Origin of the sequence: Steroidobacter sp. (assembly GCF_036402275.1) — a bacterium.
Taxonomy (GTDB): Bacteria; Pseudomonadota; Gammaproteobacteria; order Steroidobacterales; family Steroidobacteraceae; genus Steroidobacter.
This window is the reverse complement of sequence record NZ_DASWTF010000029.1, coordinates 1-25202: the sequence shown is the minus strand read 5'-3', so window position 1 is coordinate 25202 and position 25202 is coordinate 1. Positions and strand designations below refer to the sequence as shown.

21 protein-coding genes are annotated in these 25202 nt (G+C 62.9%); 7 read left to right on the top strand and 14 right to left on the bottom strand.

Annotated elements, in window-relative coordinates; translation table 11 throughout:
* Nucleotides 1–5 precede the first annotated feature (5 nt).
* The 5 genes from VGD45_RS13495 to VGD45_RS13475 are packed head-to-tail and all read right to left on the bottom strand — an operon-like array spanning nt 6 to nt 6697.
* A complete protein-coding gene (locus tag VGD45_RS13495; protein ID WP_331155838.1) occupies nt 6–2141 on the bottom strand; it encodes a sensor histidine kinase in 2136 nt (711 codons plus the stop codon).
* Nucleotides 2138–2998, bottom strand: a complete 861-nt coding sequence (cysW, locus tag VGD45_RS13490) for a sulfate ABC transporter permease subunit CysW (protein ID WP_331155837.1) — start codon at nt 2996–2998, stop codon at nt 2138–2140. Before cysW ends, VGD45_RS13495 begins: the two co-directional genes overlap by 4 nt.
* A complete protein-coding gene (gene cysT, locus VGD45_RS13485; protein WP_331155836.1) occupies nt 2998–3834 on the bottom strand; it encodes a sulfate ABC transporter permease subunit CysT in 837 nt (278 codons plus the stop codon). Before cysT ends, cysW begins: the two co-directional genes overlap by 1 nt.
* Nucleotides 3831–4910 (bottom strand): sulfate ABC transporter substrate-binding protein, encoded by a 1080-nt coding sequence (locus tag VGD45_RS13480; protein ID WP_331155835.1) that lies wholly within the window; start codon nt 4908–4910, stop codon nt 3831–3833. The genes cysT and VGD45_RS13480 overlap by 4 nt, the downstream gene beginning before the upstream one ends.
* Nucleotides 4907–6697, bottom strand: a complete 1791-nt coding sequence (locus tag VGD45_RS13475; RefSeq protein ID WP_331155834.1) for an ABC transporter ATP-binding protein — start codon at nt 6695–6697, stop codon at nt 4907–4909. The genes VGD45_RS13480 and VGD45_RS13475 overlap by 4 nt, the downstream gene beginning before the upstream one ends.
* Nucleotides 6698–6834: 137 nt before the next feature.
* On the opposite strand from VGD45_RS13475, the gene VGD45_RS13470 reads away from it, so the two are divergent.
* The gene (locus VGD45_RS13470; RefSeq protein WP_331155833.1) at nt 6835–9249 is read left to right on the top strand and encodes a hypothetical protein; all 2415 of its coding nucleotides are present in this window, start codon (nt 6835–6837) and stop codon (nt 9247–9249) included.
* A gap of 38 nt (nt 9250–9287) precedes the next feature.
* Here the strand turns inward: VGD45_RS13470 and VGD45_RS13465 are convergent, their stop codons facing one another.
* From VGD45_RS13465 to VGD45_RS13455, 3 genes are all read right to left on the bottom strand, one after another.
* A complete protein-coding gene (locus tag VGD45_RS13465; protein ID WP_331155832.1) occupies nt 9288–9773 on the bottom strand; it encodes a host attachment protein in 486 nt (161 codons plus the stop codon).
* Between the two features lie 101 nt (nt 9774–9874).
* A complete protein-coding gene (locus VGD45_RS13460) occupies nt 9875–10726 on the bottom strand; it encodes an OmpA family protein (RefSeq protein WP_331155831.1) in 852 nt (283 codons plus the stop codon).
* Nucleotides 10727–10748: 22 nt separating this feature from the next.
* Complete coding sequence (locus VGD45_RS13455) at nt 10749–11144, bottom strand: DUF4398 domain-containing protein (protein WP_331155830.1); 396 nt, start codon at nt 11142–11144, stop codon at nt 10749–10751.
* Nucleotides 11145–11321: 177 nt separating this feature from the next.
* Here VGD45_RS13455 and VGD45_RS13450 point away from each other — a divergent pair, with 177 nt between their 5' ends.
* The gene (locus VGD45_RS13450; protein ID WP_331155829.1) at nt 11322–12599 is read left to right on the top strand and encodes a TlpA disulfide reductase family protein; all 1278 of its coding nucleotides are present in this window, start codon (nt 11322–11324) and stop codon (nt 12597–12599) included.
* Between the two features lie 6 nt (nt 12600–12605).
* Here the strand turns inward: VGD45_RS13450 and VGD45_RS13445 are convergent, their stop codons facing one another.
* The 3 genes from VGD45_RS13445 to VGD45_RS13435 are packed head-to-tail and all read right to left on the bottom strand — an operon-like array spanning nt 12606 to nt 17208.
* A complete protein-coding gene (locus VGD45_RS13445) occupies nt 12606–14726 on the bottom strand; it encodes a PQQ-dependent dehydrogenase, methanol/ethanol family (RefSeq protein WP_331155828.1) in 2121 nt (706 codons plus the stop codon).
* Nucleotides 14727–14728: 2 nt separating this feature from the next.
* Nucleotides 14729–16000, bottom strand: coding sequence for an MFS family transporter (locus VGD45_RS13440; RefSeq protein WP_331155827.1), 1272 nt, complete (start codon nt 15998–16000; stop codon nt 14729–14731).
* Nucleotides 15997–17208 carry a CoA transferase gene (locus VGD45_RS13435; RefSeq protein ID WP_331155826.1) on the bottom strand — a complete coding sequence of 404 codons (1212 nt, stop codon included), beginning with the start codon at nt 17206–17208 and terminating at the stop codon, nt 15997–15999. The genes VGD45_RS13440 and VGD45_RS13435 overlap by 4 nt, the downstream gene beginning before the upstream one ends.
* Before the next feature lie 99 nt (nt 17209–17307).
* Here VGD45_RS13435 and VGD45_RS13430 point away from each other — a divergent pair, with 99 nt between their 5' ends.
* Genes VGD45_RS13430 through VGD45_RS13410 form a run of 5 tightly spaced genes read left to right on the top strand, consistent with a single transcriptional unit; the run spans nt 17308 to nt 22753 of the window.
* Complete coding sequence (locus tag VGD45_RS13430) at nt 17308–18267, top strand: LysR family transcriptional regulator (RefSeq protein ID WP_331155825.1); 960 nt, start codon at nt 17308–17310, stop codon at nt 18265–18267.
* The gene (locus VGD45_RS13425; protein ID WP_331155824.1) at nt 18264–19934 is read left to right on the top strand and encodes an amidohydrolase; all 1671 of its coding nucleotides are present in this window, start codon (nt 18264–18266) and stop codon (nt 19932–19934) included. The genes VGD45_RS13430 and VGD45_RS13425 overlap by 4 nt, the downstream gene beginning before the upstream one ends.
* 33 nt (nt 19935–19967) lie before the next feature.
* Nucleotides 19968–21170: a DUF3667 domain-containing protein gene (locus tag VGD45_RS13420; protein WP_331155823.1), complete on the top strand. Its 1203-nt coding sequence runs from the start codon at nt 19968–19970 to the stop codon at nt 21168–21170.
* 32 nt (nt 21171–21202) lie between these two features.
* A complete protein-coding gene (locus tag VGD45_RS13415; RefSeq protein WP_331155822.1) occupies nt 21203–22258 on the top strand; it encodes a Gfo/Idh/MocA family oxidoreductase in 1056 nt (351 codons plus the stop codon).
* A 12-nt stretch (nt 22259–22270) separates the two neighbouring features.
* Nucleotides 22271–22753 carry a YajQ family cyclic di-GMP-binding protein gene (locus VGD45_RS13410; protein WP_331155821.1) on the top strand — a complete coding sequence of 161 codons (483 nt, stop codon included), beginning with the start codon at nt 22271–22273 and terminating at the stop codon, nt 22751–22753.
* Here VGD45_RS13410 and VGD45_RS13405 read toward each other — a convergent pair.
* From VGD45_RS13405 to VGD45_RS13395, 3 genes are read right to left on the bottom strand one after another with little or no spacing between them, the layout of a single operon-like run.
* Nucleotides 22734–24032: an NAD(P)/FAD-dependent oxidoreductase gene (locus VGD45_RS13405; RefSeq protein WP_331155820.1), complete on the bottom strand. Its 1299-nt coding sequence runs from the start codon at nt 24030–24032 to the stop codon at nt 22734–22736. The genes VGD45_RS13410 and VGD45_RS13405 overlap by 20 nt on opposite strands.
* Entirely contained in the window at nt 24033–24491 is a 459-nt protein-coding gene (locus VGD45_RS13400; protein ID WP_331155819.1) for an NUDIX domain-containing protein, read from the bottom strand. It lies immediately after the preceding gene.
* A gap of 37 nt (nt 24492–24528) precedes the next feature.
* Nucleotides 24529–25077, bottom strand: a complete 549-nt coding sequence (locus VGD45_RS13395) for a carboxymuconolactone decarboxylase family protein (protein ID WP_331155818.1) — start codon at nt 25075–25077, stop codon at nt 24529–24531.
* Between the last annotated feature and the right edge of the window lie 125 nt (nt 25078–25202).

Below are 25202 nucleotides of genomic sequence, written 5' to 3'. Positions count from 1 at the left end.
AATCTTCAGAGGTCAGCACTGAGTCGCAGTTTTACTTCGAAACGCGTCCGTCCCTCGACAGTGCGTCGCGCGGCGATGCTGCCGCCATGCCGCTCGACGATGGATTTCACGATCCATAATCCTAGACCCAGGCCACCCGGCTCGGGTTCCTGGCCGGCGCTCCGATAGAAGCGATCGAAGATCGAATGGTTTTCGATCTCGGGCACGCCGGGCCCTTCGTCCTCGACCCAGCTGGTGACGAACTCACCGGTCTGCTCCGCGCCGATCCGCACGAGGCTGTCTTCGGGCGCGAATTTGCTGGCGTTGGCCAGCAGGTTGACGAACACCTGGGTCAAGCGCGGACCGTCGCCATCGACGTTGGGCAAATCCTCGGGCAGGTTCACTTCCAAGCGCTGCCGCCGCTGAGTCAGCAATGCGCCGATCAGAGCTTCGGAGTCTTCGACAACTTCGGCCAGCGCCACACTTTGATGCCGAATACTCAGCTGGCCCGATTCGATGCGCACGCTTTCCAGCAAGTTATCGATCAGGCGCGTCAGCCGCAATGCGCCCCGCTCCAACGACAGCACCAGCTCTTTCTGCTGATCCTTCGTCATAGTGTCGAAGCCTTCGCGCAGCAGCTCGATCGACGCGAGCTGCGCCGCCAGCGGCGTGCGGAACTCGTGAGAAATGTTGACGAGCACCGAGTCTCGCGCCCGCCGCACGCCCTCCAGCTCCGTTTCATCGCGAATGACCTGCACCTGCAAGTCGTCCACCGGGCTGGAGCTGGTGATGATCGTGATACGCGGCGCGCCTTCGCTCAGCTGCAAACGTTCGGTGGCCTGCGAGCTTCCCTCCAGCCGTGCGCGCACGATGGGGCAATTGGTCTCGCAAGGCCGAACGCCATCGACATCACGGCACGGCTTCAGCACGTCGCCGCAGAAGCGGCCGATCGCTTCGTGCGCTTGAACGCCGAGCAGCTGCGCGGCCTGCGGATTCAAATAGCGAATGACACGTGACTTATCGACGGCATACACGCCCTCGACGATGCCGCTGAGCACGGCCTGCGCTTCGGCTTCACGACGGCGCAACGTGCCCGTGAGCTCGACCAGGTTGTTGCGCATGTCCTCGATGGTGCGGCTGAGCTTGCCGACTTCCTTGGTGCCGCCGACCGGAATGGACGTCGAGAAGTCGCCATGGCCCAGCTTTTCCACCGCATCCGTCAAGGTGGACACCGGCCCCGTCACCTGACGGCCGAGCACGATGCCCGCCAGCACCGCGAGCGCCGCGAGAATGATGGCCGTGACCAGCAGTCGCTTCGCCAGTCCGCCGACCGATGCGTCGATGTCCGAAGACGGCAGCCGCGCTTCGAGGAATGCGATCGCTTCGCCGGAAACCGCAAAGATCGGAAAGCTGGCCGCGTACAGATCCTGCTCGTCGAGCCGCATCACCGCCGAACGGCCATCGGACAGACCCGCGGAGTGCAGGCGCGTGAAGTCATCGACTGTGCGGTCTTCGATGAACAGCCGGTAGTTGATCAACCGGATTTGCGTGCCGACGCGTTCGGTCAACGTCTGCGCCATCTTCTGATCCAACAGGCGCGCGACATAGACGCGACGTTCGGTGGCGCCCCCCACCTGAGCCGAGGCGCCGAGCACTGCATATTGCGAACCGAGCGGCACAGCCATGAACCGTTCGCCTTGCTCGGCGGCGGAGGAGGCAATCAATTCCCAGGGCAGCTGCACGCCGGCCTGGGCGATCAAGTTGCCGCCCTCGAACACCGCGCAGGAAGCGATGGTTTCCGAATTGCACGAGCGACGCAGATACGGCCCGATGGTGGCAGCGCGCCGATCGGCGAGCAATCGTTGGAAAGTCTGCCGATCCGCAACGGTTTTGACGTGAGTGAGCGCGTCTTCGCTGAAGCGACGCAGGTCTTCGCGCGCCATGGCGCCCGCCAGCTGCACTCGCGATTTGCCCTGCTGATCGGCCAGGTCCCGAAGGGAGCCGATGGCCGAGATCGAAATACCGCCGACCAGCAGCAGCACGATGGCGACGTTGATGGCGGCGATCCAGACCCCGAGGCTCGCGCGCGATGTATCGATCTGCAGTCCGTCGATGAACTGCTGGATGCGGTCGATCACGTATGAGAAGAAGCGATCTATCACTTCCTCTTCATCTCCACTAAGGATTTGATGATCAGCGTCAGCACTGCGAGTAACGTCAGCAGCGATGCTACCGCGAATGCCGCGACGAAGTTGTACTCCTGATACAGGATTTCCACTTGCAGCGGCATGGTGGTGGTCAGGCCGCGGACGTGGCCGGACACCACCGACACGGCGCCGAACTCGCCCATGGCGCGGGCGTTACACAGGATCACGCCATACACCAGGCCCCAGCGAATCTTCGGCAAAGTGACGTGGAAGAACGTCATCAGGCCGCCCGCGCCCAGGGTGATTGCCGCTTCTTCTTCGTCGTTGCCCAGCTGCTGCATCAACGGAATGAGCTCGCGCGCCACGTACGGGAAGGTCACGAACATGGTCGCGAGCACGATGCCCGGCACCGCGAAGATGATGCTGATATCTCGTTCCTGCAGCCACAGGCCGAACCAGCCCTGCGCGCCGAACAACAACACATACACGAGACCTGACACCACCGGCGATACCGCGATCGGCAGGTCGATCAGCGTGATCAGGAAGCTCTTGCCGCGGAACTCGAACTTGGCGATGGCCCAGGCGGCGGCGATGCCGAACACGGTGTTCATCGGCACGACGATGGCGGCCACGGTCAGCGTCAGCCTGATCGCCGCCAGCGTGTCTTCGTCCTTGAAGCTCTCGAAATACATCTCCCAGCCCTTGCTCAGCGCCGTGATGAACACGGTGGCGAGCGGCGCGAATAACAGCGCCGCAAGGAAGCCGAGCGACAGCAGGATGAAAGCGTACTTGACGACCGACGCGACGACGGTATCGCGGCCGGGCCGGCTCGCAATCTCCGCCAACAGTTCTTTGGACGGACCGCCAGCCATCAGCGTCCCGCGGCGACCACGCGCCGACGGCCCCACGTTTGCAGCAGGTTGATGGACAACAACATCGCGAACGACATCGTCAGCATGATGAAGCCGAGCGCCGCGGCGCCCGCATAGTCGAACTGCTCCAGCTTGATCACGATGAGCAAGGGCGTGATTTCGGTTCGCATCGGCAGGTTGCCGGCGATGAAAATCACCGAGCCGTACTCACCGACCGCGCGTGCGAACGCCAGCGTGAAGCCGGTGGCGAGCGCGGGCATGACGGTGGGAAGAACGATTCGACGAAAGATCGTGAAGCGACCGGCGCCGAGTGTTTCCGCCGCGTCCTCCAGGTCACGCTGCACTTCGGCGATGGCCGGCTGCACGGAGCGCACGACGAACGGTAAGCCGATCAGCGTCAGCGCCACGACCACACCGATCCAGGTGTAGGCGACCTTGATGCCGAACGGTGCGAGATGCTGGCCGATCCAGCCGTTCTCGGCGAACACCGCCGTCAACGCGATGCCCGACACCGCGGTCGGCAAGGCGAAGGGCATATCGATCAGCGCGTCGATCAGCTTGCGGCCCGGAAACTCATATCGCACCAGGGTCCAGGCGATGATGAAACCGAACACGCTGTTCAACGTGGCGGCCAGCAGCGAGGCGCCGAAGCTCAGGCGATACGACGCGACCGCGCGCGGATCCGTCAGCACGCGAAAGAATTCCTCCCAGCCCATGGTCGCAGTCTTCATGACCAGCGCCGCCAGCGGCACCAGCACGATGGCGGAGAGGAAGAACGTCGAAAAGCCGAGCGTCAGGCCGAAGCCCGGCAGAATGGACGGCTGCCGGAAACTCATTTCGCCTTGTCCCCGAGCCCGTAGATCCGATCGAACAGCGCGCCGTCGGCGAAGTGCTGCTCGTGGACCTTGGCCCAGCCGCCAAACACGTCATTGATGGTGAACAGCTCGAGCGTCGGGAATTGATCCTTATGCTGCTCGAGGACAGCGGCGTTACGCGGACGGAAGTAATGTCTGGCCGCGGCCTGCTGGCCGGGCTCCGAATACAAATATTGCAAGTAAGCTTCGGCGATCTGCCGGGTGCCGCGCCGGTCCACGACCGTGTCGACCACCGCCACCGGCGGCTCGGCGAGGATGCTGACACTCGGCACGACGATCTCGACCTTGTCGGGCCCGAGCTCCTTGATGGCGAGCACCGCTTCGTTTTCCCACGCGAGCAGCACATCGCCGATTTCTCGCTGCACGAACGTATTCGTCGCGCCACGCGCGCCGCTGTCGAGCACCGGCACATGCTTGTAAAGCGCCGTGACATACGCTTCCGCTTTTTTCTGCGCGGCCGCGACTTGCTGTTCCGCCGCCGGATCGTCGAGCTTTGACCAGTCGCCACCGAGCTCGGCACGCAGCACCGCGCCCCACGCAGCGAGATAATTCCAACGCGCGCCGCCCGAAGTCTTCGGATTGGGCGTGACTACGGCGACACCGTCGCGAATCAGATCCGGCCAATCCTTGATCTGCTTGGGATTGCCCTTGCGCACCAGGAACACGATGGTGGACGTATAAGGAGAGCTGTTGTCCGGCAGGCGCTTCTGCCAATTGGCGCCGAGGCGCTTGCCCTTGGTCTGAATGGAGTCGATGTCGTAAGCAAGCGCGAGCGTGACCACGTCCGCGTCGAGGCCGTCGATCACCGCTCGCGCCTGGCTGCCCGAGCCGGCGTGCGATTGCTTGATGGTCACACGCTGCTGATGTTCCTGCTCCCACTTCTGAGCAAAGCTTTCGTTGACCTCACGATACAGCTCGCGCGTCGGATCGTAGCTGACGTTGAGCAGCGTCACGCGGCCCGCATCGTGGCCGCCACTGCAACCGGACAACAACGTCAGCATGCCGACGCATGCGGCCAGCAGGGTCTTGCGAATCATTCGACGACTCCTTCGCTGTCCTTGCTGGGTCGATAGACGATCATCATCGGATACGTCGCGGCCGACGCGAACAACGCGCCGAACGTGTGACGCAACTGGGCGGGATCGGACACGCCGAGGATCAACATCGGATCCTGCGAGTCGTTCAACTGACGCTGCAGCTCCTCGGCCGCCGCGCCGAATCGCAATTCGGTGCGCATTTCCAAACCGTGCACGGCCTGCGCTTCGGAGCGCGCGTCGAGCAGTGTGCGCACACCGAACGGACGCTGCGACTCGCCACCGCCCTCGGGCAGGATGCCAACGTAAACAGCCTCGGCCGCGACGTGACGCAAAAGACTCGCGGCCACCGCCAAAGTCGAGCGACGCGCCGAATCTTCGGCCCAATGAATCAATACACGTTGCGGAGATGCAGAATGCGTTGGCAACACGAGCACTTCGCCCGCGCCGTTCTGTAACAGCCACTGCAACTGTTCCGCTGTCTTCGGCCCCGCCGAAATCACCGCGACGCCGGAGACCCGCGCGCTGGCCGGCGCATCGCACGCGGCGAGCGCGCCGTCGCTACGCTTGATGATGCGCGTCTTCATGCGGCTCGCGAGCTCGACCAGCAGGGGATGCTGAGACAAACGTTCGCAGGATGCCTCGTCAGAGCCATAAGCGGTGTAACTGGACAGCGGCGTCGGCAGCACGTGAATCCGGCGCACGCCGATAGCCACCGTTTGTCCGATGGCGAGCGGGAAGAGGCGTTGTTCGTGCTGAGTGCGAGTCACGTCCAGCAATGCAGCAGATGCGCCGTTGCCGTTCGAGTTCTGAGGAGCGATGTGAGCGGTGGCCGCGCCATCCGCCATCCGCACGCGCATGCGTTCGAGCGCGCCAGTGAACACCGACTCTTCGACGGTGCCTGTGGCAATGAAATTGGTGCGCAAGTTGTCGCGCGTCGGCGCCAATTCGACTTCTTCCGGTCGCAGCACCGCGACCACTTCCTGTTCACGACCGCCTTCGAGCTTTTCGACTCGGCGCGCGTTGACAGGCGTCGCACCGAAACGAATCCCATGCTCGGTCTGACGCGCCAACAAAAGATTCGCGGCGCCAAGGAACGTGGCGACGAAACGCGTCGCCGGCCGCGCGTACAGCTCATCGGGCTTGCCGCTTTCCAACAAGCGGCCGAGGTTCATCACGCCGATGCGATCGGCCAGCGCGAACGCTTCTTCCTGATCGTGCGTCACCAGCACGGTCGTGATCTTCAATTCACGCTGCACCTGGCGGATCGTCCGCCGCAGCTCTTCGCGAATCTTGGCGTCCAGCGCGCCGAACGGCTCGTCGAGCAGCAATACGGGAGGCTTGTGCGCCAGGGCGCGCGCCACGGCGACGCGCTGCTGCTGACCACCGGACAATTGCGTCGGCAAGCGATCGTCCATGCCTTCCAGCGCCACCAGTCGCAGCAGCTCCTTGCGACGCTCGCGACGCTCGGCGGCTTTCATGCGCCGGACCTTGAGCGCGAACTCGATGTTCTCGCCCACCGTCATGTGCCGGAACAGCGCATAGTTCTGGAACACCAGACCGACGCCGCGCTGCCGGGCCGACACGTGGGTCACATCGTTACCGTGCAGGGCGATGCGGCCGTGATCGACGCCGGTCAGGCCCGCGATGGCGCGAAGCAGAGTGCTCTTGCCGCTGCCGCTGGGGCCGAGCAGGACGTAGAACTCGCCCTCGCCGACTTCCAGCGAAACGTCGTTGACTACCGGCGATCCCTGATACCGTTTGGTGACTTGATCGAGCGTGATGGACATAGCCGCGGGAGCTTACCGGCCGGCAGGGATAAGATCAGTAATCGACGGGTTATAAAACGGTTATAACGTCAGACGCGAACGACGCTGTGTCATCGCTAAAAGTTCTTGCGTCGTCTCTTGTACCGAGCAAATTCTTCATGGCTACCCTTCCCTCTTACGAAGCTCTCGGCTCCTTCTATCTGGGCCGCGAGTACGACGCCGAGCGCGGCGCGGACCGACCCGACCTACTCCTGTACGACTCGCGCGATCTGACGACGCACGCGGTCTGTGTCGGCATGACGGGCAGCGGCAAGACGGGCCTGTGCCTGTCGTTGCTGGAGGAAGCGGCCATCGATGGCGTGCCGGCCATCGCCATCGACCCCAAGGGAGATCTGGGTAACCTGCTGCTGAGTTTTCCGTCGTTGCGCTCCGAGGACTTCGCACCTTGGATCGATTCCGGCGCCGCGGCCCGCCAAGGTCTCGCGCCCGAAGATGCGGCGGCCAAAACGGCCGAAACCTGGCGCACGGGTCTGGCCGATTGGGAACAGGACGGCGCGCGTATCGCCCGCTTCCGCGACGCTGTCGATATCGCCATCTACACGCCGGGCAGTGAAGCCGGCCGGCCTTTGTCGGTGCTCCAGTCCTTCGCCGCGCCCTCCGAGGAGCAACGACTCGACACAGGCTCGATGCGCGAGCGTGTCAATGCCACGGTTGGTGGACTGCTCGGTCTGGCGGGAATCGAGGCCGATCCCATTCAAAGTCGCGAGCACATCCTGCTCGCGAGCCTGTTCGAGCAGGCCTGGAGCGCGGGCCGCGATCTCACGCTGGCGGCCCTCATTCAAGGCATTCAAAAGCCTCCGTTCGACAAGGTCGGCGTGTTCGAGCTGGAGTCTTTTTATCCGGCCAAGGAACGCATGCAGCTGGCGATGGCGCTCAACAACTTGATCGCCTCGCCCAGCTTCGCACCGTGGATGAAGGGCGAGCCGCTGGACGTGCAACGCTTGTTGTTCACAGCCGACGGCAAGCCGCGGATCTCAGTGATCTCGATTGCGCACCTCGGCGATGCGGAGCGCATGTTCGTCGTCACGCTGCTGCTCGGTGAAATTGTCGCGTGGATGCGGCGGCAGTCGGGTACGTCGAGCTTGCGGGCTCTCTTATATATGGACGAGATCTTCGGCTACTTCCCCCCGAGCGCGATGCCGCCGTCGAAGTTGCCGCTGCTGACGTTGATGAAGCAGGCGCGGGCGTTCGGGTTGGGGGTGGTGCTGGCGACGCAGAATCCGGTGGATCTCGACTACAAAGGTTTGTCGAATGCCGGCACCTGGTTCATCGGTCGCTTGCAGACAGAGCGCGACAAAGCGCGCGTGATCGAAGGATTGCTCGGGGCGGCAGGCGAAGGGTTGGATAAGGCGCAGCTCGAACGGCTGTTGGCTAACTTGGGGAATCGCGTCTTCCTCATGCGGAACGTGCACGACGCCGCACCCGTGCTGTTCCGAACGCGTTGGACGCTGTCGTATCTTCGCGGGCCGCTGACGTTGCAGGAGATTGCCAAGCTGTCTCGCGCTGGGGACGCTGCATCTGAATCTCCGAGCCGGGGCGTCGAAGCAACCACTAACAATGCGGCGACGGATACAAACCGACCGTCAAGCGCGCATGGTATCGGCTCGGCGGACAAGCCCGTCGTTCCCGCCGGAGTCACCGAGTTATATCTCGATTCCTCAGAGGCGGACGCCACGTATCACCCTCGCGTGCTCGGCATCGCCCGGCTGCATTTCGTCGATAAGACGGCCGGCTTGGACGTGTGGGAAACGCGTTCGCTGATCGCGCCTTTGGACGAAAGCGAAACCAACGTCGATTGGGATCAAGCGGATATCCACGCGCATGCGGACCTTCAGGACCAGCTGCTGAGCGAGGCGCCGCCCAACGCGCAGTACGCGCACACGCCGGCAGCCATTCTGCGCGTTCAGAATTATCGTTTGTGGCAGAAGGAGCTGGTTAGTCATCTGTATGCCACCGCGACCCTGCCCATCTTCCATTGCCCAAGCGTCGGCCAGGCCGTCGCGCCCGGGTCGAGCGAAGGCGACTTCCGAGCCAAGCTCGGCTTGGCGCTTCGAGAAAAGCGTGACGCGGAGATCGAAAAGCTCCGCAAGAAATACGCGCCCAAGCTCGCCACCCTGCAGGATCAACTGCGTCGTGCGGACGAGCGTGTCGAGCGCGAGCGCTCCGATCTCTCACAGCACAAGATGCAAGCGGCCATCTCGGTGGGCACCTCCATCCTCGGCGCCTTGCTCGGCCGCAAAGCCATCAGCGTCAGCAACGCCCAACGCATCGGCAGCGCGGCCCGCAGCGCCGGCCGCCTCGGCAAGGAGAACACCGATGTGAGTCGCGCCGAAGAAAACCGCGACGTGCTTCAGCAACGCCTCGACGACCTGCAGGCCGAGCTCGAATCCGAAGTCACCCGCCTCCGCAGCGAGCTCGACCCGACGACGGTCGCCATCGAGCAAACCTCGGTCAAACCCCGCAAGACCGATATCGACGTGCGCACCCTCGCCCTCGTCTGGGTACCTCGCTGAGGCCGGACCGTATCTGAAGGCTCGCCGCAGGCGAAGAATCACTGTATCCGAAACGTTTCGAACGCCTCGATCGGCACCGCCTTGAGAATCACATCCGGGCCCTGGCGCAGGATGTCCTTCGACACCTCGCCCGCCAGCATCGATTGCGTCGGGCTCGACAGCGACTGACGGAGCAGGCCGAGCATCTTGGGCCCCGCCACCAGCACCAGCCTGTCGAACTCGTTACGCGCCCGATCCGTCTCGATCTTTCGCGCTACTTCCTTAGCAAACAAAGTCAGCTCATGTTGCACGGTGCTCTTCTCACCAGTGACGCCGTGGTGATGGCCCTCCACGCCGCCGCTGCCGTGAGTCACGCCGGAAGTCCCGCCGAAGCGCCGGCCCGGTCGGTCGGTCTCCAGCTCGATATCTCGTTTGCCGCCCCTTTCGTTTTGCAGCGAGCCGCGCTCGGTCAACGGTGACTTGGGCGTGACGGCGTCGTAAAAGCTCGCCTGACGTTCATCGGCAACGACAATGCGTACATTCATGACTGCTCCCTTTTGAGAACAAATAAACAGCGACACCCCTTCTCTCAGGCGAGAGAAGGGGCGACTGGAACAGCGGGGTATGACCTCGCCATGGAAGCCGACTATTCCACGTCGGTAGCGACCTGGGATTGATTGTCGGTAAAGATCATTTCGACGCGACGATTCTGCTGCCGGCCCCCGGCGTTGTCGTTGCTCGCGACCGGCACGCCCTCGCCCTTACCTACCGCGGTGATTTGCTCTGAACGCACGCCACGTTCGAGCAAGGCAGTCTGCACAGCCGCGGCGCGACGCTCGGACAGGCCTTGGTTGTACTCGTCCGTACCGACGCTGTCCGTATGACCCTCGATCATCACCTTGCGATCCGGCGCTTCTTTCAGCACGGTCGCGAGTCGATCGATCGTCGTATAGGCGCCCGGTTTCAGCGTGGCGAGACCGGTATCGAACAGCACATCGCCCAGCGTCAACACCATGCCGCGATCCGTCTTCTTGGCTCGCAGCTCGGACAGTTCCTGTTCGAGCGTGGTGGCGCGCTGCTCGGCCATCTGAGCTTTCTGTTCAGCGGACTGAGCTTCCGCGCTTCGCCGTCGCGCTTCAGCATCCCGCGCTTCCGCCAGCACCGTCTGACGTTCCGCGTTGCCCTTCTCGATCTCTTCCTGCGCCTGCGCCGTCAGAATCTTCTCGTTGGCGATCTGTGCATTTCGCGCGGCGATCTGCGCCTCGTATTCAATATCCGCCAACTTACCGCCGCTGTCGGCGATTCGATTGGCTCGATCCAGCGCTTTACGCGCCTCGGAAACATTAGTAGCCGCAACGCCCGCACGCGGCGATGCCTCCACCTGCGGAACGACTGCACGCGCGACTTCGAGATCTTCGATGGTGTCCGGCGTCGAGGCGCAGGCGCCCAGCAGACTGGCCACGGCGGCCGTCAGCAACAAATTGTATGAATGTTTCATGGTGAATCTCCGTTGCCCGCCATCACTCGTCGCTCGCCACTACGCCGCGAGCCGCTTCCTGGCGCAATGTTTGAATGCTGGCCATCAACTCGTCGGCCGCTTTGCGAGCCGCCGCGCTCTGTGATTTCGCCACGGCGAGCTCGGCATCCAATTGCGCCAGTTGCGCATGACGTTCCGCCTGTCTGCTGTTGTCCTTCTTCAGCGCCGCTTTGGCCTGGTCCAGATGATCCTTGGCACGTTGCAATTCGACCGCGCCGGCTTCCGAGCGGCCGACGGTTTGCTCCGCCTGTTGCGTCGAAGTTTCGCTGCGAGCGACGCGTTCCTTGGTCACTTCGGAAACGCTGCTGCAACCCGCGAGCACGCCGAAGGCCAGCACACCGAGGAGCGGCAGCCCGGCCCGGAAATTCGGGGTTCTCATATCGCCTCCATCAGATCGTGATCGGATTCAGTGGTCCGAAAACGCGCCATTCGTCAGCGGGGTTCCGCGCGCGCAGGCCGCTGTTTCGGGCCGTGTCAAGTCCGCCGTGGTCACAATCGTTGCAGTTGCAGTCCGAAGGCAGACGCCCGACACTGCCGGCAACCCTGCGGAGGATGCATGTACTCAGCGGCTTGGAAAGCGGCCCGATCAGTCCTGTTGCCCGTGTTCGTGACCGGCGCCTTCGCGACCCTCGCGGGTTGCGGTAAGCCGGTGGATGAACCACAACCCGGCGTGTATCGCGCCGCCCTGCAATTACCGGGCGGCGAGACGCCGTTCGGGCTCGAGGTCGCCAAGGAACAAGATCGCTTCGTTTTGTACCTAGTGAACGCGGCCGAACGCACGCGCGTCGACAACGTGACGCTGGCCGACGATCGGCTGACCGCGGTGTTTCCGGGTTACGAGAACACGCTGCGCGCCACGATGTATCGTGACCGGCTGGAAGGCAACGTCACGCTCATCAAGGCCAACAGCAAGGAACAAGTGATTCCTTTCACGGCGACGCGCGACCGGACGTATCGTTTCTATAAAGATTCGCTCACCGATAATGCCGATCTCGCCGGCCGGTGGGAAATGACCTTGACCAGCGAGGGCCAGAACACCGCCGCCGTCGCCATCTTCGAGCAACAGCACGATCGCATCGTCGGCACGGTGATGACGCCCACGGGCGATCATCGTTTTCTCGAAGGACAGGTGCACGGCGAGCAGGCGCAGCTGTCGACCTTCGCCGGTGGGCTCGCTTATTTATATAAGCTCCACGTGAACGAGCAGGGCGAGCTGCAAGGAGAAATGTGGCAAGGCCTGGCCTCGCATTCGACGGTGAAGGCTCGCCGCAATGAAAACGCCACGCTGGAAGGCGCCGGACCGAGCACCGAGCTGAAGGATCGAACATCCCGCTTCGACTTCACCTTCCGCGACCTGGACGGCAACGAAGTCTCACTGCATGACGAGAAGTTTCGCGACAAGGTGGTCGTGGTCACGCTCGGCGGCAGCTGGTGTCCGAATTGTCACGACGAAGCCGTGTTCCTCGTGCCGTTCTATCGCGAGTATCGACCCAGGGGCGTGGAGATCGTCGCGCTGATGTTCGAGCGCCATGGCGAGTTCGAACGCGCTGCCAATGCAGTACGCAACTATCGCAAGGACCTGGGCATCGAGTTCACCACGCTGATCGCTGGCGTCTCGGACACCGATGAGGCCAGCAAGGCATTGCCGACGTTGACCGGAATCTATGGTTATCCCACGACCATCGTCGTGGACCGCGCCGGCACGGTACGTGACATTCACGTCGGCTTCTCGGGTCCGGCCACCGGCAAGCACCACGAAGAATACGTGGCTGAGTTTCTCGCGCTCATCGACAAGTTGCTGGCCGAGTCGGCTAGCAGCCCGACGTCCGGCTGAGCTCTGCTAGCGCTTGCTACGGGCTGCGTAGGCTTCGTCGATCAGATACGCATGAATTGCGTGGGCATCGGCTTCGCTGAGCTCGTTCGCGAAGCTCGCCATGCCGCGACCGGACAGCGCGCCTCGCAACACGATCTCATCGAAGATAGCGTGCTTGGCAGCGGGCAGCCTCAGCAGGTTGGGGTAGCCACTGGGCGAATCGTCGAGGACGTGGCATACGCCGCAATGCTGTGCGAACAATGACGCGCCGTGCACCAACTTAGCCGCGTCGGCCGGCATGCGTTCGGGCAGAGGCGGAATGTTTGCATCCCAATCTTTCTCCGGCGGGATCGGCACTTTGCCGCCACCGAGTCGGAACGCGACGATGCGCCCGGCGTTGCCATACTTGCGTGCGGCGGAGCCTTCGAGGAATTCATCGAGCTGCGCGCCACCGTATCCGGCAAGCACAGCGATGAATTGCTCGCCGTCGACTGCATAGCTCGCCGGTGCGGCCATGATGCTCGTGCCGACGAACACTTCGCCCGCGAAATGGCCGGTATCCGCGGCGTACGCTTTGAGATAACCGTCAGTCGTGCCCTGGAACACCAGGTTGCCGGCGGTGGCGAGCAAGCCACCGTTATAGAACCACGGATAATCGACGCGCCACACTTCGCGTTGAGCGACGGGATCCCACGCCTTCAACGCACCTCTGCGCGACATCACCGCGCGATCGCGTACTTGCGCGGCGTATTCAGCCGCCGGATCTCGCCCGGTGTTGAATGAACGACGCGGGATATATTTGTAGTCGGGATCGGCGGCGAAGTACGCGGTGCGATCCAACGTCGGAATGTAAACAAGCCCGGTCTTCGGACTGAACGCCATCGGATGCCAGTTGTGTCCGCCGAACGGACCGGGCGCGACGCGCTTGGGCTCCTTCGAGTAATCGCCCTGGCCAGTCAGCACCGGTCGGCCGGTTTTCAAATCGACGTGGCTGGCCCAGTTGACGTTGACATACTTCTCCGCCGACAACAGCTCGCCGCTGGCGCGATCGAGCACATAGAAGAAACCATTCTTCGGAGCTTGCAGCAGCACCTTGCGCGTCACGCCGCCGATTTGCAGATCGGTGAGGATCATGTGCTGAACGGCGGTGTAGTCCCATGACTCGCCCGGTGTGGTCTGGTAATGCCACGCGAGTCGGCCCGTGTCGGGATGAATGGCCAGAATGGAGCTGAGATACAAATTGTCGCCGCCCTTCGGGCTGCGCACTGATTGAGGAAACGGGCTCGCGTTGCCAGTGCCCACGTACAGCAGGTTGAGCTGCGGGTCGTAGGCCATCGAGTCCCACGCCGTACCGCCACCACCTGCTTCCCATCGACTGTTGGGATCCCAGGTCTTGGAGGCTGCTTCGAGCTCGGGATGTTCGAACGGCAACTTCGGATCGCCGGGCACGGTGAAGAAGCGCCAGGCCATCTCGCCACTCTCGGCATCGTAGGCGGATATATAACCGCGTACGCCCATTTCGCCGCCGCCATTGCCGATGATAACTTTGCCCGCGGCGATGCGCGGCGCCCCAGTGATGGTGTAAGAGCGCGAGCGATCGATGAACGTGTCCTGGCTCCACCGCTGTTTGCCGGTGTTCGCATCGAGCGCGATCAAGCGACCATCGAGCGTGCCCACATAAACTTTGCCTTGCCACACGGCAACGCCGCGATTGACGACGTCGCAGCAGGCGTTGCGTGCCCATTGGCCGTCCACCTTCGGATCGAAGGACCACAACTCGCGACCGGTGCGCGCATCCAAGGCGTACACCTTGCTCCAGTTGCTGCTTGCAAACAGAACGCCGTCGACGACGACGGGCGTGGCTTCGAGGCCGCGCCGAGTGTCCAGGTCATATTCCCAGGCGAACCCCAATTGCTGGACGTTGCCGACGTTGATTTGATCCAGTGGCGAGAAACGTTCTTCGGAGAACGTGCGACCGGTGGTGAACCAGTTTTGCGGCTCGGTATCAGCCGCTGTGACACGGGCCTGATCGACCCGGCCGGAGGAAATCTTCGGCGCAGTCGTGTCCGCCGCCTGCTCTTCCCGCTGGCCGCATGCGGCGAGATTGAGCGCGCCCGCAATCAGCAAAGCGTGGATCGTCCAACGCATGCTCATTCCATCATGCTAGCGCGACGCGGCTCGCGCATGAACAAGGCAGTCGCGAACGCCACGGCGCAAATCGCCGCCACATACCAGAAGTAGATTTGTTCGTGCCCCGCCTGCTTGCAGAGCAGCGCGATGTACTCGGCCGAGCCGCCGAACACCGCGATGGAGATACTGTGCGCCAGGCCGACGCCGAGCGCGCGGATGTGCTGAGGGAACAGCTCGGCCTTGAACAGGCCGCTGATCGACGTGTACAGGCTGAGAATAGTCAGCGCCGCCAGTACCAGCAGGAACGCGACGCCCGGATCCTTCACGTTCGACAACGCGCTGAGCAGCGGTACGGCACTCACCATCATCAGCCCGGCGAACAGCAACAAACATTTGCGACGGCCGATGCGATCGGACAGTGCGCCCATCGCCGGCTGCAACAGCATGAATCCCAGCATGGCCGCGAGCATCACGTTACTGGTGGTCTTGATGTCCATGCCCGCCGTGTTCACCAAGAACTTCTGCATATAAGTGGTGAACGTGTACAGGCAAAGACCGCCGCCGGCCGTCAAAGACATCACGATGAGCAGCGCCTTCGGGTGACGCATCAGCGCCAGCAGACTGCCGGCGTCCGGCGACTTGGTCGCTTTGTTATCCGTGGTCTCGTGCAGATGATTCCGCATCAACAACACCGTGAACGCCATGACGGCGCCGATGCCGAACGGAATGCGCCAGCCCCATGCTCGCAATTCCGCGTCGTCGAGCAACTGTTGAAGAGCGACCAGCGTGAGCAATGCGCATAGCTGGCCAGCAATCAAAGTCACATACAAAAACGAAGCATAGAAACCGCGACGTGCATCGGCGGAGACTTCACTCAGATAAGTCGCGGCCGCGCCGAACTGGCCGCCGGTCGAGAACCCTTGTAACAGTCGCGCCAGCAACAGCAGCGCCGGAGCCCAGGCGCCGATGCTTGCGTAAGTCGGCAGCCCGGCGATCAACAACGAACCGGCGCCCATCATCAGCACCGACGCCACCAACGCGGCGCGCCGGCCGTGACGATCGGCGAAACGTCCGAAATACCAGCCGCCCACGGGTCGGATCAGAAAGCCGACGGCGTAGATGCCCGCCACATTCAGCAGCTGCGCCGTGCGATCTCCCTCGGGGAAGAAGCTCGCAGCGAAGTACAGCGCCGTGAATGCATAGATATAAAAATCGAACCACTCGATCAGATTGCCCGCCGAGCCCGTGGCGATCGCGGCGAGCCGCTGCCGATGACTGAGAACGAAACTCACGATCGAGCCAGTCCGCGTGCAATGCCTTGAGCCAGCATGTCATCGATCTCCGCTGCGGAGTAACCACATTCACCGAGCACGCTACGAGTGTCCGCGCCCAGCGCAGGCGGCGGAGTGTCAGTCTCGGAAGCCACGCCGCCGAAGACGACCGGCTGCGGCAACATCCGTTTGATGTTGGGCGGGTAGCGTTCGCTCACATGGAAGAAGTCGACGTCGTGCAGATGCGGATCCTGCAGCAGGTCTTCGAGACGGTTCACCTGAGAGCACGGAATATCCAGACGCGACAGCGCCTCCAGCCAGCTCGCCGAATTCCGCTGCGGCAACACCGAGGCGATCACGCTGTATAGATAGTCGATATTGGCGTGACGGCTGTCGGCCTGATGAAACCACGGGAGGCTCAACACATCCTCGCGGCCCGCTTCAATCAGAAAGCGGCGCCATTGCTCGCCGGTGTAAGGCAGTACGGCGATCCAGCCATCGCGCGTGCGATAGGGCCGCCGGTCAGGCGACAGCACGCGCGAGTAACCGACTTTGCCGTGCTCTTCGAAGGTCGCCGCCGCCAGATGCTCGTTGAGAACGAAGGACGTCAACGCTTCGAACATCGGCACCTCGACGCGCAACGCTTCCTGCCGCCCGTGCGCCCGCGCGACCAGGGCGGCGAGAATACCGTACACGGCATGCAGCGCCCCGACTTTGTCCGCCAGAATGGTCGGGATGAAGCGCGGATCTTCGCCGTTGTGTTCGGCGATGCCGGCGAGACCGGCCGCGGCCTGGATCACGTCGTCGAACGCGGGCTTGCCTCGATAGCGGCCACGCTGGCCGAAACCGATCGCCGAGCAATAGATCAGTTTGGGATTGATGGCAGAGACGGCGTCGAAGCTCAGGCCAAGGCGATCGGCGGCTTCCGGCCGCATGTTATGCAGCAGGACGTCGCTGCGCCGGATGAGCTTGTCGATGATGGCCTTACCGCGGGCGCTCTTGAGGTCGACGGCGATAGCGCGCTTGTTACGGTTGTTGTTGACGTACAGCGCACCCATTCCGTTGGTTTGGCCATTAGCTTGTGGGTGCGAGGCGCGCGCCACGTCGCCCTCGATGGGCTCGACCTTGATTACTTCAGCGCCCAGGTCGGCGAGGATCTGACCTGCGAACGGGCCCATGACGACCGCGCTCAGCTCCAGGATCCGGGTGCCTGCCAGTAATGGAATCATAGGCCGCGAGCATACGGCGGGAGCCGGCCGGGGCAGCAATGCAGCCGCGGTTATTTATGCATAGCCGGACTGAAAGCTATTGCCGATGCGTGACAGACCATGAAACCCTTGCCCCCGATGCAATCGCGCCTGAACTTGCAACAACTCTCGGCGTTCTTGACGCTGGCCGATACCGGCAGCTTCGGCGACGCGGCCGAGGCCCTGGGGGTGTCGCAGCCGGCGCTGAGCCGCACCATCCAGCAGATCGAAGGCAAATTGGGCACACGCCTGTTCGATCGCGACACGCGCAAGCTGCGCCTGACTCCGGCCGGCGAGCGGCTGGAACCGCTGGCGCGGCGGCTCATGAACGAATACCAGGAAGTGTTCGCCGAGTTCGACGACTTCGTCGCCGGTCGGCAGGGCGTGGTGCGAATCGCTGCGTTCCCATCGGTCGCAGCGCTGTTGTTGCCGGGCACTATCGTGAGCTTCCGTGAGCGACAACCCGATGTTCGGATCCAGATCTGGGAAGACGTCGGCACGCCAGTGCATCGCGCGGTCCTCGAAGGCCGTGCCGACATCGGCTTATCGACGCCGCCGCCCATCAGCAGCGACTTGCGCTACCGCCCACTGCTACGTGACGAGGTCGTGCTCGTTTGTCGCAACGATGACATGCTCTCGCATCGTGAGGAACATGACTGGTCGGTGTTCGCGACTCGCTCCTTCGTGATTCTGTCGCCGGAAACGGGCCTGCGCGCCATGATCGATCGGGCGATGGAAGAAGCTGGCATCGCTGCCGAGCCGCTGTTCAATTGTAAACAACCGACCACCATCGGCAGTCTGGTCAATGCCGGCATCGGCATCAGCGCGCTCAGCCGTCTCACACTGGCGCAACTCGATTCACCGACGCTCGCTTATCGCAAGCTGCGCAATCCCACGGTGGCGCGCTCAATCGGCGTCGTGACGCATGCCGCGCGCTCGCTGTCGCCGGCGGCGCGATTGTTTCTAAAAGAGCTGGACGCGCAAGCCAAGCTGCTCGCCCCGAGCATCGACGGCACGCCGACGCCAGGAGACCTGCTTTGATCAATCGAAGGGAACTGCTGCTGGGGATGGGCGCGCTGCTCGCCACCCGTCAGCTCGTCGCGGCGGACCGGCCGCTCGATGTCGCTTATTTGAATGCGAAAGTCTGGACGGGTCAGCGCGACGTTCCGCTCGCGAGCGCCATCGGCATCTCGGGCAACCGCGTTTCGGTCGTCGGCGACACGGAACGTGTTCGCAAGCTCGCCAGCAAGACCACGCGCATCGTCGATTTGCGTGGCGCGTTCGTTATGCCGGGATTCATCGACAATCACACTCATTTTCTGCGCGCGTCGTTTGGACTGAGCTCGCCCGAACTGCGCACGGCGAAGACGCGCGAAGAATTTATTGATCGCATCGCGAAGTCTGCGAAGGCGTTACGACCGGGCCAGTGGCTGCAAGGCGGCAACTGGGACGAGCAGATGTGGGGCGGCGAATTGCCGTCGCGTGAGTGGATCGATGCGGTCACGCCGAATACACCGGTCGCTGTGGTTCGGCTCGATCAGCACGTCGCGTTGTTGAATTCACTGGCGCTGAAGCTGGCGCGCATCGATCGCAACACGCCGGATCCCGAAGGTGGTTTGATCGTTCGAGACGAAAAAGGCGAACCCACGGGGCTGATCAAGGACAAGGCCAAGGATTTATTGAAAGCCGCGATCCCCGCGCCGAGCGATGCGGATATCGATGCGGCCATCGGTGTCGGCACGGCGCACGCTTTGTCCAAAGGCGTCACGCAGGTGCATGTCACGGAGCTCGATTGGGTGACGCACGAAGCGCTGCGCCGGTTGCGCAAGCAGAAAAAAGTCGACATGCGTTTCTATTCCTTCGTGCCGCTGGAGGATTGGCGCAAGCTCGACGCGCTGGTCAAAGCTGAGGGACTGGGCGACGACTGGGTGCGTTGGGGCGCGCTGAAAGGGTTGATCGATGGCTCTCTGGGCTCACGCACCGCCGTGTTCCACGAACCTTACGCCGATGATCCTGGCAATCACGGCATCTATCGCACACCACCGGAGAAACTGCGCGAACTGATTCTGGGCGCAGACGCGGCCGGATTGCACATCACAGTGCACGCCATCGGCGACGAAGGTAACGACAAGGTGCTCGGCATGTTCGAGGAAGCAATACAGAAGAACGGCGCGCGCGACCGCCGCTTCCGCATCGAGCATGCTCAGCATCTGCTGGCCAGTGACGTGCCGCGTTTCGCCAAGCTGAACGTGATCGCGTCCATGCAGCCGTATCACGCCATCGACGATGGTCGCTGGGCCATCAAGCCGCTCGGGCCGGAGCGGCTGCACGGCGCGTGGGCCATTCGCTCGCTCCTCGACGCCAAGGCGAAGGTGACGTTCGGCTCGGACTGGCCGGTCGCGCCGATCGATCCGCTGCTCGGCGTTTCGGCGGCGGTGCTCCGGCAAACCATCGATGGCGCGAATCCCAGCGGCTGGATGCCGGAAGAACGCATCACCGTGCAGGAATCGCTGACCGCGTATACAACGACCAATGCTTACGCCGGTTTTCAGGATGATCGCCTCGGACTGATCGCGCCGGGCTACCTGGCGGATCTGACGATCTTGGATACGGACCTCACCCGCTGCGCACCGGAACAGATCACGCGCGCCAAGGTGTTGAGCACGCTGGTGGATGGACATGTGAAGTTCGGCACGGACAGGGTGTAACGGCCGATCCTGCAAAATGGTATTTTTACGTCCATGGAAGGACATGGGGAAGCAGCGGCGGATGTCATCACCGGCGGCGTAATCGCGCGCGCCGTCGAGCCTGCCGCGGGCGAAGCACAGAAACACGAGAGTCATGGCAACTGCCTGAATTGCGGCGCTGTCCTGACCGGGCCCTACTGCTCCAACTGCGGGCAGACAGCGCATCCCCATCGCAGCCTGGTAGCGCTCGGCCATGACATCCTGCATGGCGTATTTCATTTCGAAGGGAAAGTCTGGAACACCATTCCGGAGCTGTTCCTTCGGCCGGGCCGCCTGACGCGCCGGTATATCGACGGCGAGCGCGCCAAGTTCGTCTCGCCCATGGCGCTGTATCTGTTCTCGGTGTTCCTGATGTTCGCGGTGTTTCCGTTCACCGAGGACTCGTTATCGGTGCCGGACGACCCGCTCGGCGTTCGGGAGCAATATCAAGAGAACATCGCGGCCAACATCGAGGAGCTCGACGACAAGATCGAAGCGCAACAGGAGAAGCTCGAGGCAGAGAATCTTTCCGCCGCCGAGCGGGCGGAGATCCTGACCACCCTCAACGAGGCGATGTCCGCACGCGAAGTCATGCAAACCATGCTCGGCGGCGACCTGAGCAAGCTGGCGGCATTGCCTCAAAGGCAAATAGAGCTCGCCCAAGCCCTCGCCGCAGCCAATGGGGCGCCCATCGACCCACGGGCCGCGAAACCGGAAGCCGACGAGCAGGCGGCGGACGATCGATCGGCCTCCGTCCCGGCGACCGTGGCCAAGAATACAAATGGCCTGAAGCGTATCGAGGAGGCCGTCAAGAAGGCCGGCGACAATCCCGCCCTGCTCGCCTATAAACTCAAGACGGCCGGTTACAAATATTCCTGGGCGCTGATTCCACTCAGCATGCCGTTCATGTGGCTGCTGTTCTTCTGGCGGCGGGACGTCCATATCTACGACCACGCCATCTTCGTCACCTACTCGATCAGCTTCATGATGCTGCTCGTCGTGCTGCTTTCCGTGGCCGACACGCTCGGCGTCAGCGCTTTCCTCTGGGGGACCGCGCTTGCGGTCATCCCGCCCCTGCATCTGTATAAGCAGCTGCGCGGCGCCTATGGCCTGTCGCGCTTTGGTGCGTGGGTGCGGTTGTTCCTGTTGAGCATCATGGTCATTTTCGTGCTGACCCTATTCGCGGTGATGCTGCTCATCATGACCGGCTCGGGCTGAGCAGCGGGCGCCGCGGCGCTATACTCGACCGCATGACACTACGAGCAGGCATTCTCGGCTTCGGGGTGGCGGGTCGGTATTTTCATGCGCCGCTGTTGCGCGCCGCCGGCTTTTCGATTCCCGCAGTCGTCACCAGCAAGCCCGACTCGGCCCGGGAATACCTGGGCAAGGTCGATGTCCTCGGCTCGGCGGACGAGCTGCTCGCACGCGATGACATCGACTTGGTGGTGATCGCTTCGCCGAGCACGCTGCATGCACCACAGGCTGCCGCCGCATTGCGCGCTGGCAAACATGTAGTGGTCGACAAGCCCGCGGCGGCCTCGACACTGGAGCTCACCGATCTGGATCAGCTGGCCAGCAGCAGCAGACGCAAGCTTGCGGTGTTTCACAACCGGCGCTGGGACAGCGACTTCCTGACGATGAAAAAGCTGATCGACGCCGGTCAGCTCGGCGAGATCAACTCGTATCACGCTCGCTGGGACCGCTTTCGGCCGCAAGTCACGGATCGCTGGCGCGATCGCGACGAGCCTGGCAACGGCATTCTCTACGATCTCGGCACGCACTTGATCGATCAGACCGTGGTGTTGTTCGGCATGCCCGAGTGGCTGTACGCCAATGCATTCATCCAGCGAGAGAACAGCGTCACCGTCGACGGCTTCGAAATCCTGCTCGGCAAGGGCAAGTTGCGCATCACGCTGGGCGTCAGCTTGCTCACTGCGGACGGCGGGTATCGCTATCGCGTCAACGGTTCACGCGCCTCGTTTCTCAAAGCGGGCCTCGATCAACAGGAAGCGCAACTGCGCGCCGGCGCGGAACCGAACGAACACTTCTTCGGAGTCGAGCCCGCGGAACAGTGGGGCACGCTGGTGTATGGCGAAACCGGACAGCGCGAGGTCGTCACGCCCGAGACAGGTCGCTGGCTGTCGTTCTACGAAGACATGCGGACGGCCATCGAAGACGATGGCCCTGTGCCGGTGTCAGCCGCGCAGGCCTATGACACAATCCGCATCATCGAGGCCGCGCTCACCAGCAGCGCCATGGGTTGCCGCATCGACCTGCAACCCGACGCGCCTCTCGTCAGCCGCTGAAGAGCCGCCGCCATGCCGTCGTTCGATATCGTTTCCGAGCTCGATGCCCACGAAGTGAGCAATGCCGTCGACCAGGCGAACCGCGAAGTCGGCACGCGCTTCGATTTCAAAGGCACCAACGCCAAGTACGAGTTGAAAGACCTGGTCGTGACCCTGACGGCGCAGGCGGAATTTCAGCTCAAGCAGATGCTCGACATCCTGATGCTCAAGCTGTCCAAGCGCGGCATCGACGTCGCCTGCACCAAGGTCGAAGATCCCGTCGTGCTCGGTCAGACGGCGCGTCAGGTCGTGACGCTGCGCGAAGGCATCGACAGCGAGCTGGGCAAGAAGCTGCAGCGCCTGATCAAGGATTCGAAACTGAAAGTGCAGGCCGCGATCCAGGACAAGCAGGTGCGGGTCACCGGCAAGAGCCGGGATGACTTGCAGGAAACGATTCGGCTGGCGCGCGGCGCCAAGCTCGAGATGCCGCTGCAGTTCAAGAATTTCCGCGACTGACGGGAATCTTGTCCGGATACGACTGCCAGTCCTTGGCGACGATCAGACGCGCGCCGCGACCGAAGGTCATATAAGACCACGCCCACTGCACCAGCACCGACAGGCGATTGCGAAAGCCGCTCAGCCGGTAGATGTGCACCAATAACCAGAACCACCACGCCGGCACGCCCGACAGCTTCAAGCCGCGGAATTCGCTGATGGCGCGGCTGCGGCCGATGGTCGCCATCTGCCCGAGATCGACGTACTCGAACGCGGGTCGCGGCGTTTGCGCACGATTGCGAACTTCTTTTTTGATGATGTCCGCCGCGTAGATGCCTTCCTGCATGGCTACCAGCGCGACACCGGGCAGGGGTCGTCCGTTCGCACCCACGCGACTCGACATGTCGCCGAGCACGAAGACTTCTGGATGTCCTTCGATAGTGAGATCGGGACCAGTGACGACACGGCCGGCTTGATCGACTGTGACGCCCAACGTGCGGCCGATATCGGCAGCACGCACGCCCGCGGCCCACAACACCGTGGCTGCAGCGATCTTTTCGTTGCCGACCACGACACCTTCGTTAGTCACATCCGTGACTCGGGCGCTCGTCCACACTTGCACGCCTAGCGACTCGAGATCGCGCATGGCGCGTGCGGCAAGCTTGTCATCGAAGCTCGTGAGAATTCTCGGGCCGGCCTCGACCAGGATCACGCGCGTCTGCCGTGGGTCGATGCTGCGAAAATCGCGAGCCAGCGTGAAGCGACTCATTTCACCGATCGCACCGGCGAGCTCGACACCCGTCGGGCCGCCGCCGATGACGATGAATGTGAGGTGCCGACGCCGCTCGTCCGGATGTGTCTCGCGCTCCGCGATCTCGAACGCCTCGAGCACGCGCCGTCGAATCTCCGTGGCCTGCGGCAGCGTCTTGAGCCCGGGCGCGTGAGCTTCCCATTGCTCGTAACCGAAATAGGCGTGCTGAGCGCCACAGCCCAACAGCAGATAGTCGTACGGAATCTCGCCCGTGTCGGTGATGACTTTGCGATTGGCGGTGTCGACGCTTTGCGCCGTGGCCTTCAAGACGCGGATGTTCCCGCAGCGGGCGAGCAGGCTGCGAATTGGAACGGCGATGTCGGCCGGGCTGAGCGCCGCCATCGCGACTTGATACAGCAGCGGTTGAAACAGATGATGATTCTCACGGTCGATGACCGTGACCGTGACGCCCTCGACGTTCCCCAGGCGCTTCGCGGCATTCAGCCCGGCGAATCCGGCGCCGACGATGACGACCTGCTTGGCTGTCATTTATGCGGAAGCCTCACCTATATCCAATGCGCTCTGGCGCGGCTCGATGTGGCCGGCGGCCCATTCGATAATGGGGGCGACCCGAGGAGAAACCAGCCTGAGCGCGGCGGCCCGATCCACCCAACGAAACTCGTTGTGCTCGGCGCGGCCGAGCGCTTCGATCACGGGCAAGGAGACCTCGGCCGTGCGCGTCTTGGCTATGTAATAACGAGCGACCTTGCCGCGGCTGTACGGGTTGGTTTGGGTGTAGACCTCGCCCCAGGCGAATTCGAGATCTTCGATGAGGGTCTCTTCGCGCACTTCGCGGATCGCCGCCGCCAGCGGCTCCTCGCCGGGCTCGACCATGCCTTTGGGAAAATCCCAATGGTTGTAGGCGCGCAATAACAGGTAAAGCCAGCCCTCGTGAGTCTCACGAATCACAACCACGCCGGCGGACAGTCTCGTGGGGCGGGGGGACATGGCGGCAAGTATAGCCGCCACTCCGGTTTCTCACACGCTAAGCGGCGACAGCCGAGCTGGCGTGATACTCCAGCACGCTGGCGACGGCATGAATGACCGACGCGATACGGACTGCGCTCTGAATCTGCTCGCGGCTGATGCCGCCTTCGCGCAGCTTCTTCTCGTGCGAAGTAATGCACATACCGCAGCCGTTCACGGCCGACACCGCCAGCGACAGCAGCTCGAAGTCGAGCTTGTCGATACCCGGGTTGCCGATGATGTTCATGCGCAGCCGGGCCGGCATGGTCGAATACTCGCCGTCTTCCACCAAGTGGAGGAAACGGTAATAAATGTTGTTCATGCCCATGATGGCAGCCGCGGCGCGCGCGCCGTGCACGTAGGCGTCGTCGAGGTGCGGCTTGGCCCACGACTCGATGGCCTGGGTGAGGTGCGGGTTGCGGGCGGCGATCGCCGTCGACAAGGCGACAGCGGCAATCTGTTTTTCGCTCAGGCCAGGGGCGCCCTGCGGGGTGAGCACGCTGCCGATATTGAGCTTCAGATCGCGCGCGTAATCCGGCAGCTGATCGCGGATCGTTTCGAGAGACATTACTAAACCTCCACCAGTTGAGCCTCGAGCCTGGGATACCGGCGCGGAAAATCCGCGCCGGCATCGATCTCCATCTACGCCGTGGCTCAGGCAGCCTGCAGCGTGTCTTCGCCCTTCTTCCAGTT

What these genes read in the sequence shown, in the direction of transcription:
- cysW (WP_331155837.1), bottom strand. Translation starts at nt 2,998, where the DNA reads ATGGCTGGCGGTCCGTCCAAAGAACTGTTGGCGGAGATTGCGAGCCGG.
- cysT (WP_331155836.1), bottom strand. Translation starts at nt 3,834, where the DNA reads ATGAGTTTCCGGCAGCCGTCCATTCTGCCGGGCTTCGGCCTGACGCTC.
- VGD45_RS13480 (WP_331155835.1), bottom strand. Translation starts at nt 4,910, where the DNA reads ATGATTCGCAAGACCCTGCTGGCCGCATGCGTCGGCATGCTGACGTTG.
- VGD45_RS13475 (WP_331155834.1), bottom strand. Translation starts at nt 6,697, where the DNA reads ATGTCCATCACGCTCGATCAAGTCACCAAACGGTATCAGGGATCGCCG.
- VGD45_RS13470 (WP_331155833.1), top strand. Translation starts at nt 6,835, where the DNA reads ATGGCTACCCTTCCCTCTTACGAAGCTCTCGGCTCCTTCTATCTGGGC.
- VGD45_RS13465 (WP_331155832.1), bottom strand. Translation starts at nt 9,773, where the DNA reads ATGAATGTACGCATTGTCGTTGCCGATGAACGTCAGGCGAGCTTTTAC.
- VGD45_RS13460 (WP_331155831.1), bottom strand. Translation starts at nt 10,726, where the DNA reads ATGAAACATTCATACAATTTGTTGCTGACGGCCGCCGTGGCCAGTCTG.
- VGD45_RS13455 (WP_331155830.1), bottom strand. Translation starts at nt 11,144, where the DNA reads ATGAGAACCCCGAATTTCCGGGCCGGGCTGCCGCTCCTCGGTGTGCTG.
- VGD45_RS13450 (WP_331155829.1), top strand. Translation starts at nt 11,322, where the DNA reads ATGTACTCAGCGGCTTGGAAAGCGGCCCGATCAGTCCTGTTGCCCGTG.
- VGD45_RS13445 (WP_331155828.1), bottom strand. Translation starts at nt 14,726, where the DNA reads ATGCGTTGGACGATCCACGCTTTGCTGATTGCGGGCGCGCTCAATCTC.
- VGD45_RS13435 (WP_331155826.1), bottom strand. Translation starts at nt 17,208, where the DNA reads ATGATTCCATTACTGGCAGGCACCCGGATCCTGGAGCTGAGCGCGGTC.
- VGD45_RS13430 (WP_331155825.1), top strand. Translation starts at nt 17,308, where the DNA reads ATGAAACCCTTGCCCCCGATGCAATCGCGCCTGAACTTGCAACAACTC.
- VGD45_RS13420 (WP_331155823.1), top strand. Translation starts at nt 19,968, where the DNA reads ATGGAAGGACATGGGGAAGCAGCGGCGGATGTCATCACCGGCGGCGTA.
- VGD45_RS13415 (WP_331155822.1), top strand. Translation starts at nt 21,203, where the DNA reads ATGACACTACGAGCAGGCATTCTCGGCTTCGGGGTGGCGGGTCGGTAT.
- VGD45_RS13410 (WP_331155821.1), top strand. Translation starts at nt 22,271, where the DNA reads ATGCCGTCGTTCGATATCGTTTCCGAGCTCGATGCCCACGAAGTGAGC.
- VGD45_RS13405 (WP_331155820.1), bottom strand. Translation starts at nt 24,032, where the DNA reads ATGACAGCCAAGCAGGTCGTCATCGTCGGCGCCGGATTCGCCGGGCTG.
- VGD45_RS13400 (WP_331155819.1), bottom strand. Translation starts at nt 24,491, where the DNA reads ATGTCCCCCCGCCCCACGAGACTGTCCGCCGGCGTGGTTGTGATTCGT.
- VGD45_RS13395 (WP_331155818.1), bottom strand. Translation starts at nt 25,077, where the DNA reads ATGTCTCTCGAAACGATCCGCGATCAGCTGCCGGATTACGCGCGCGAT.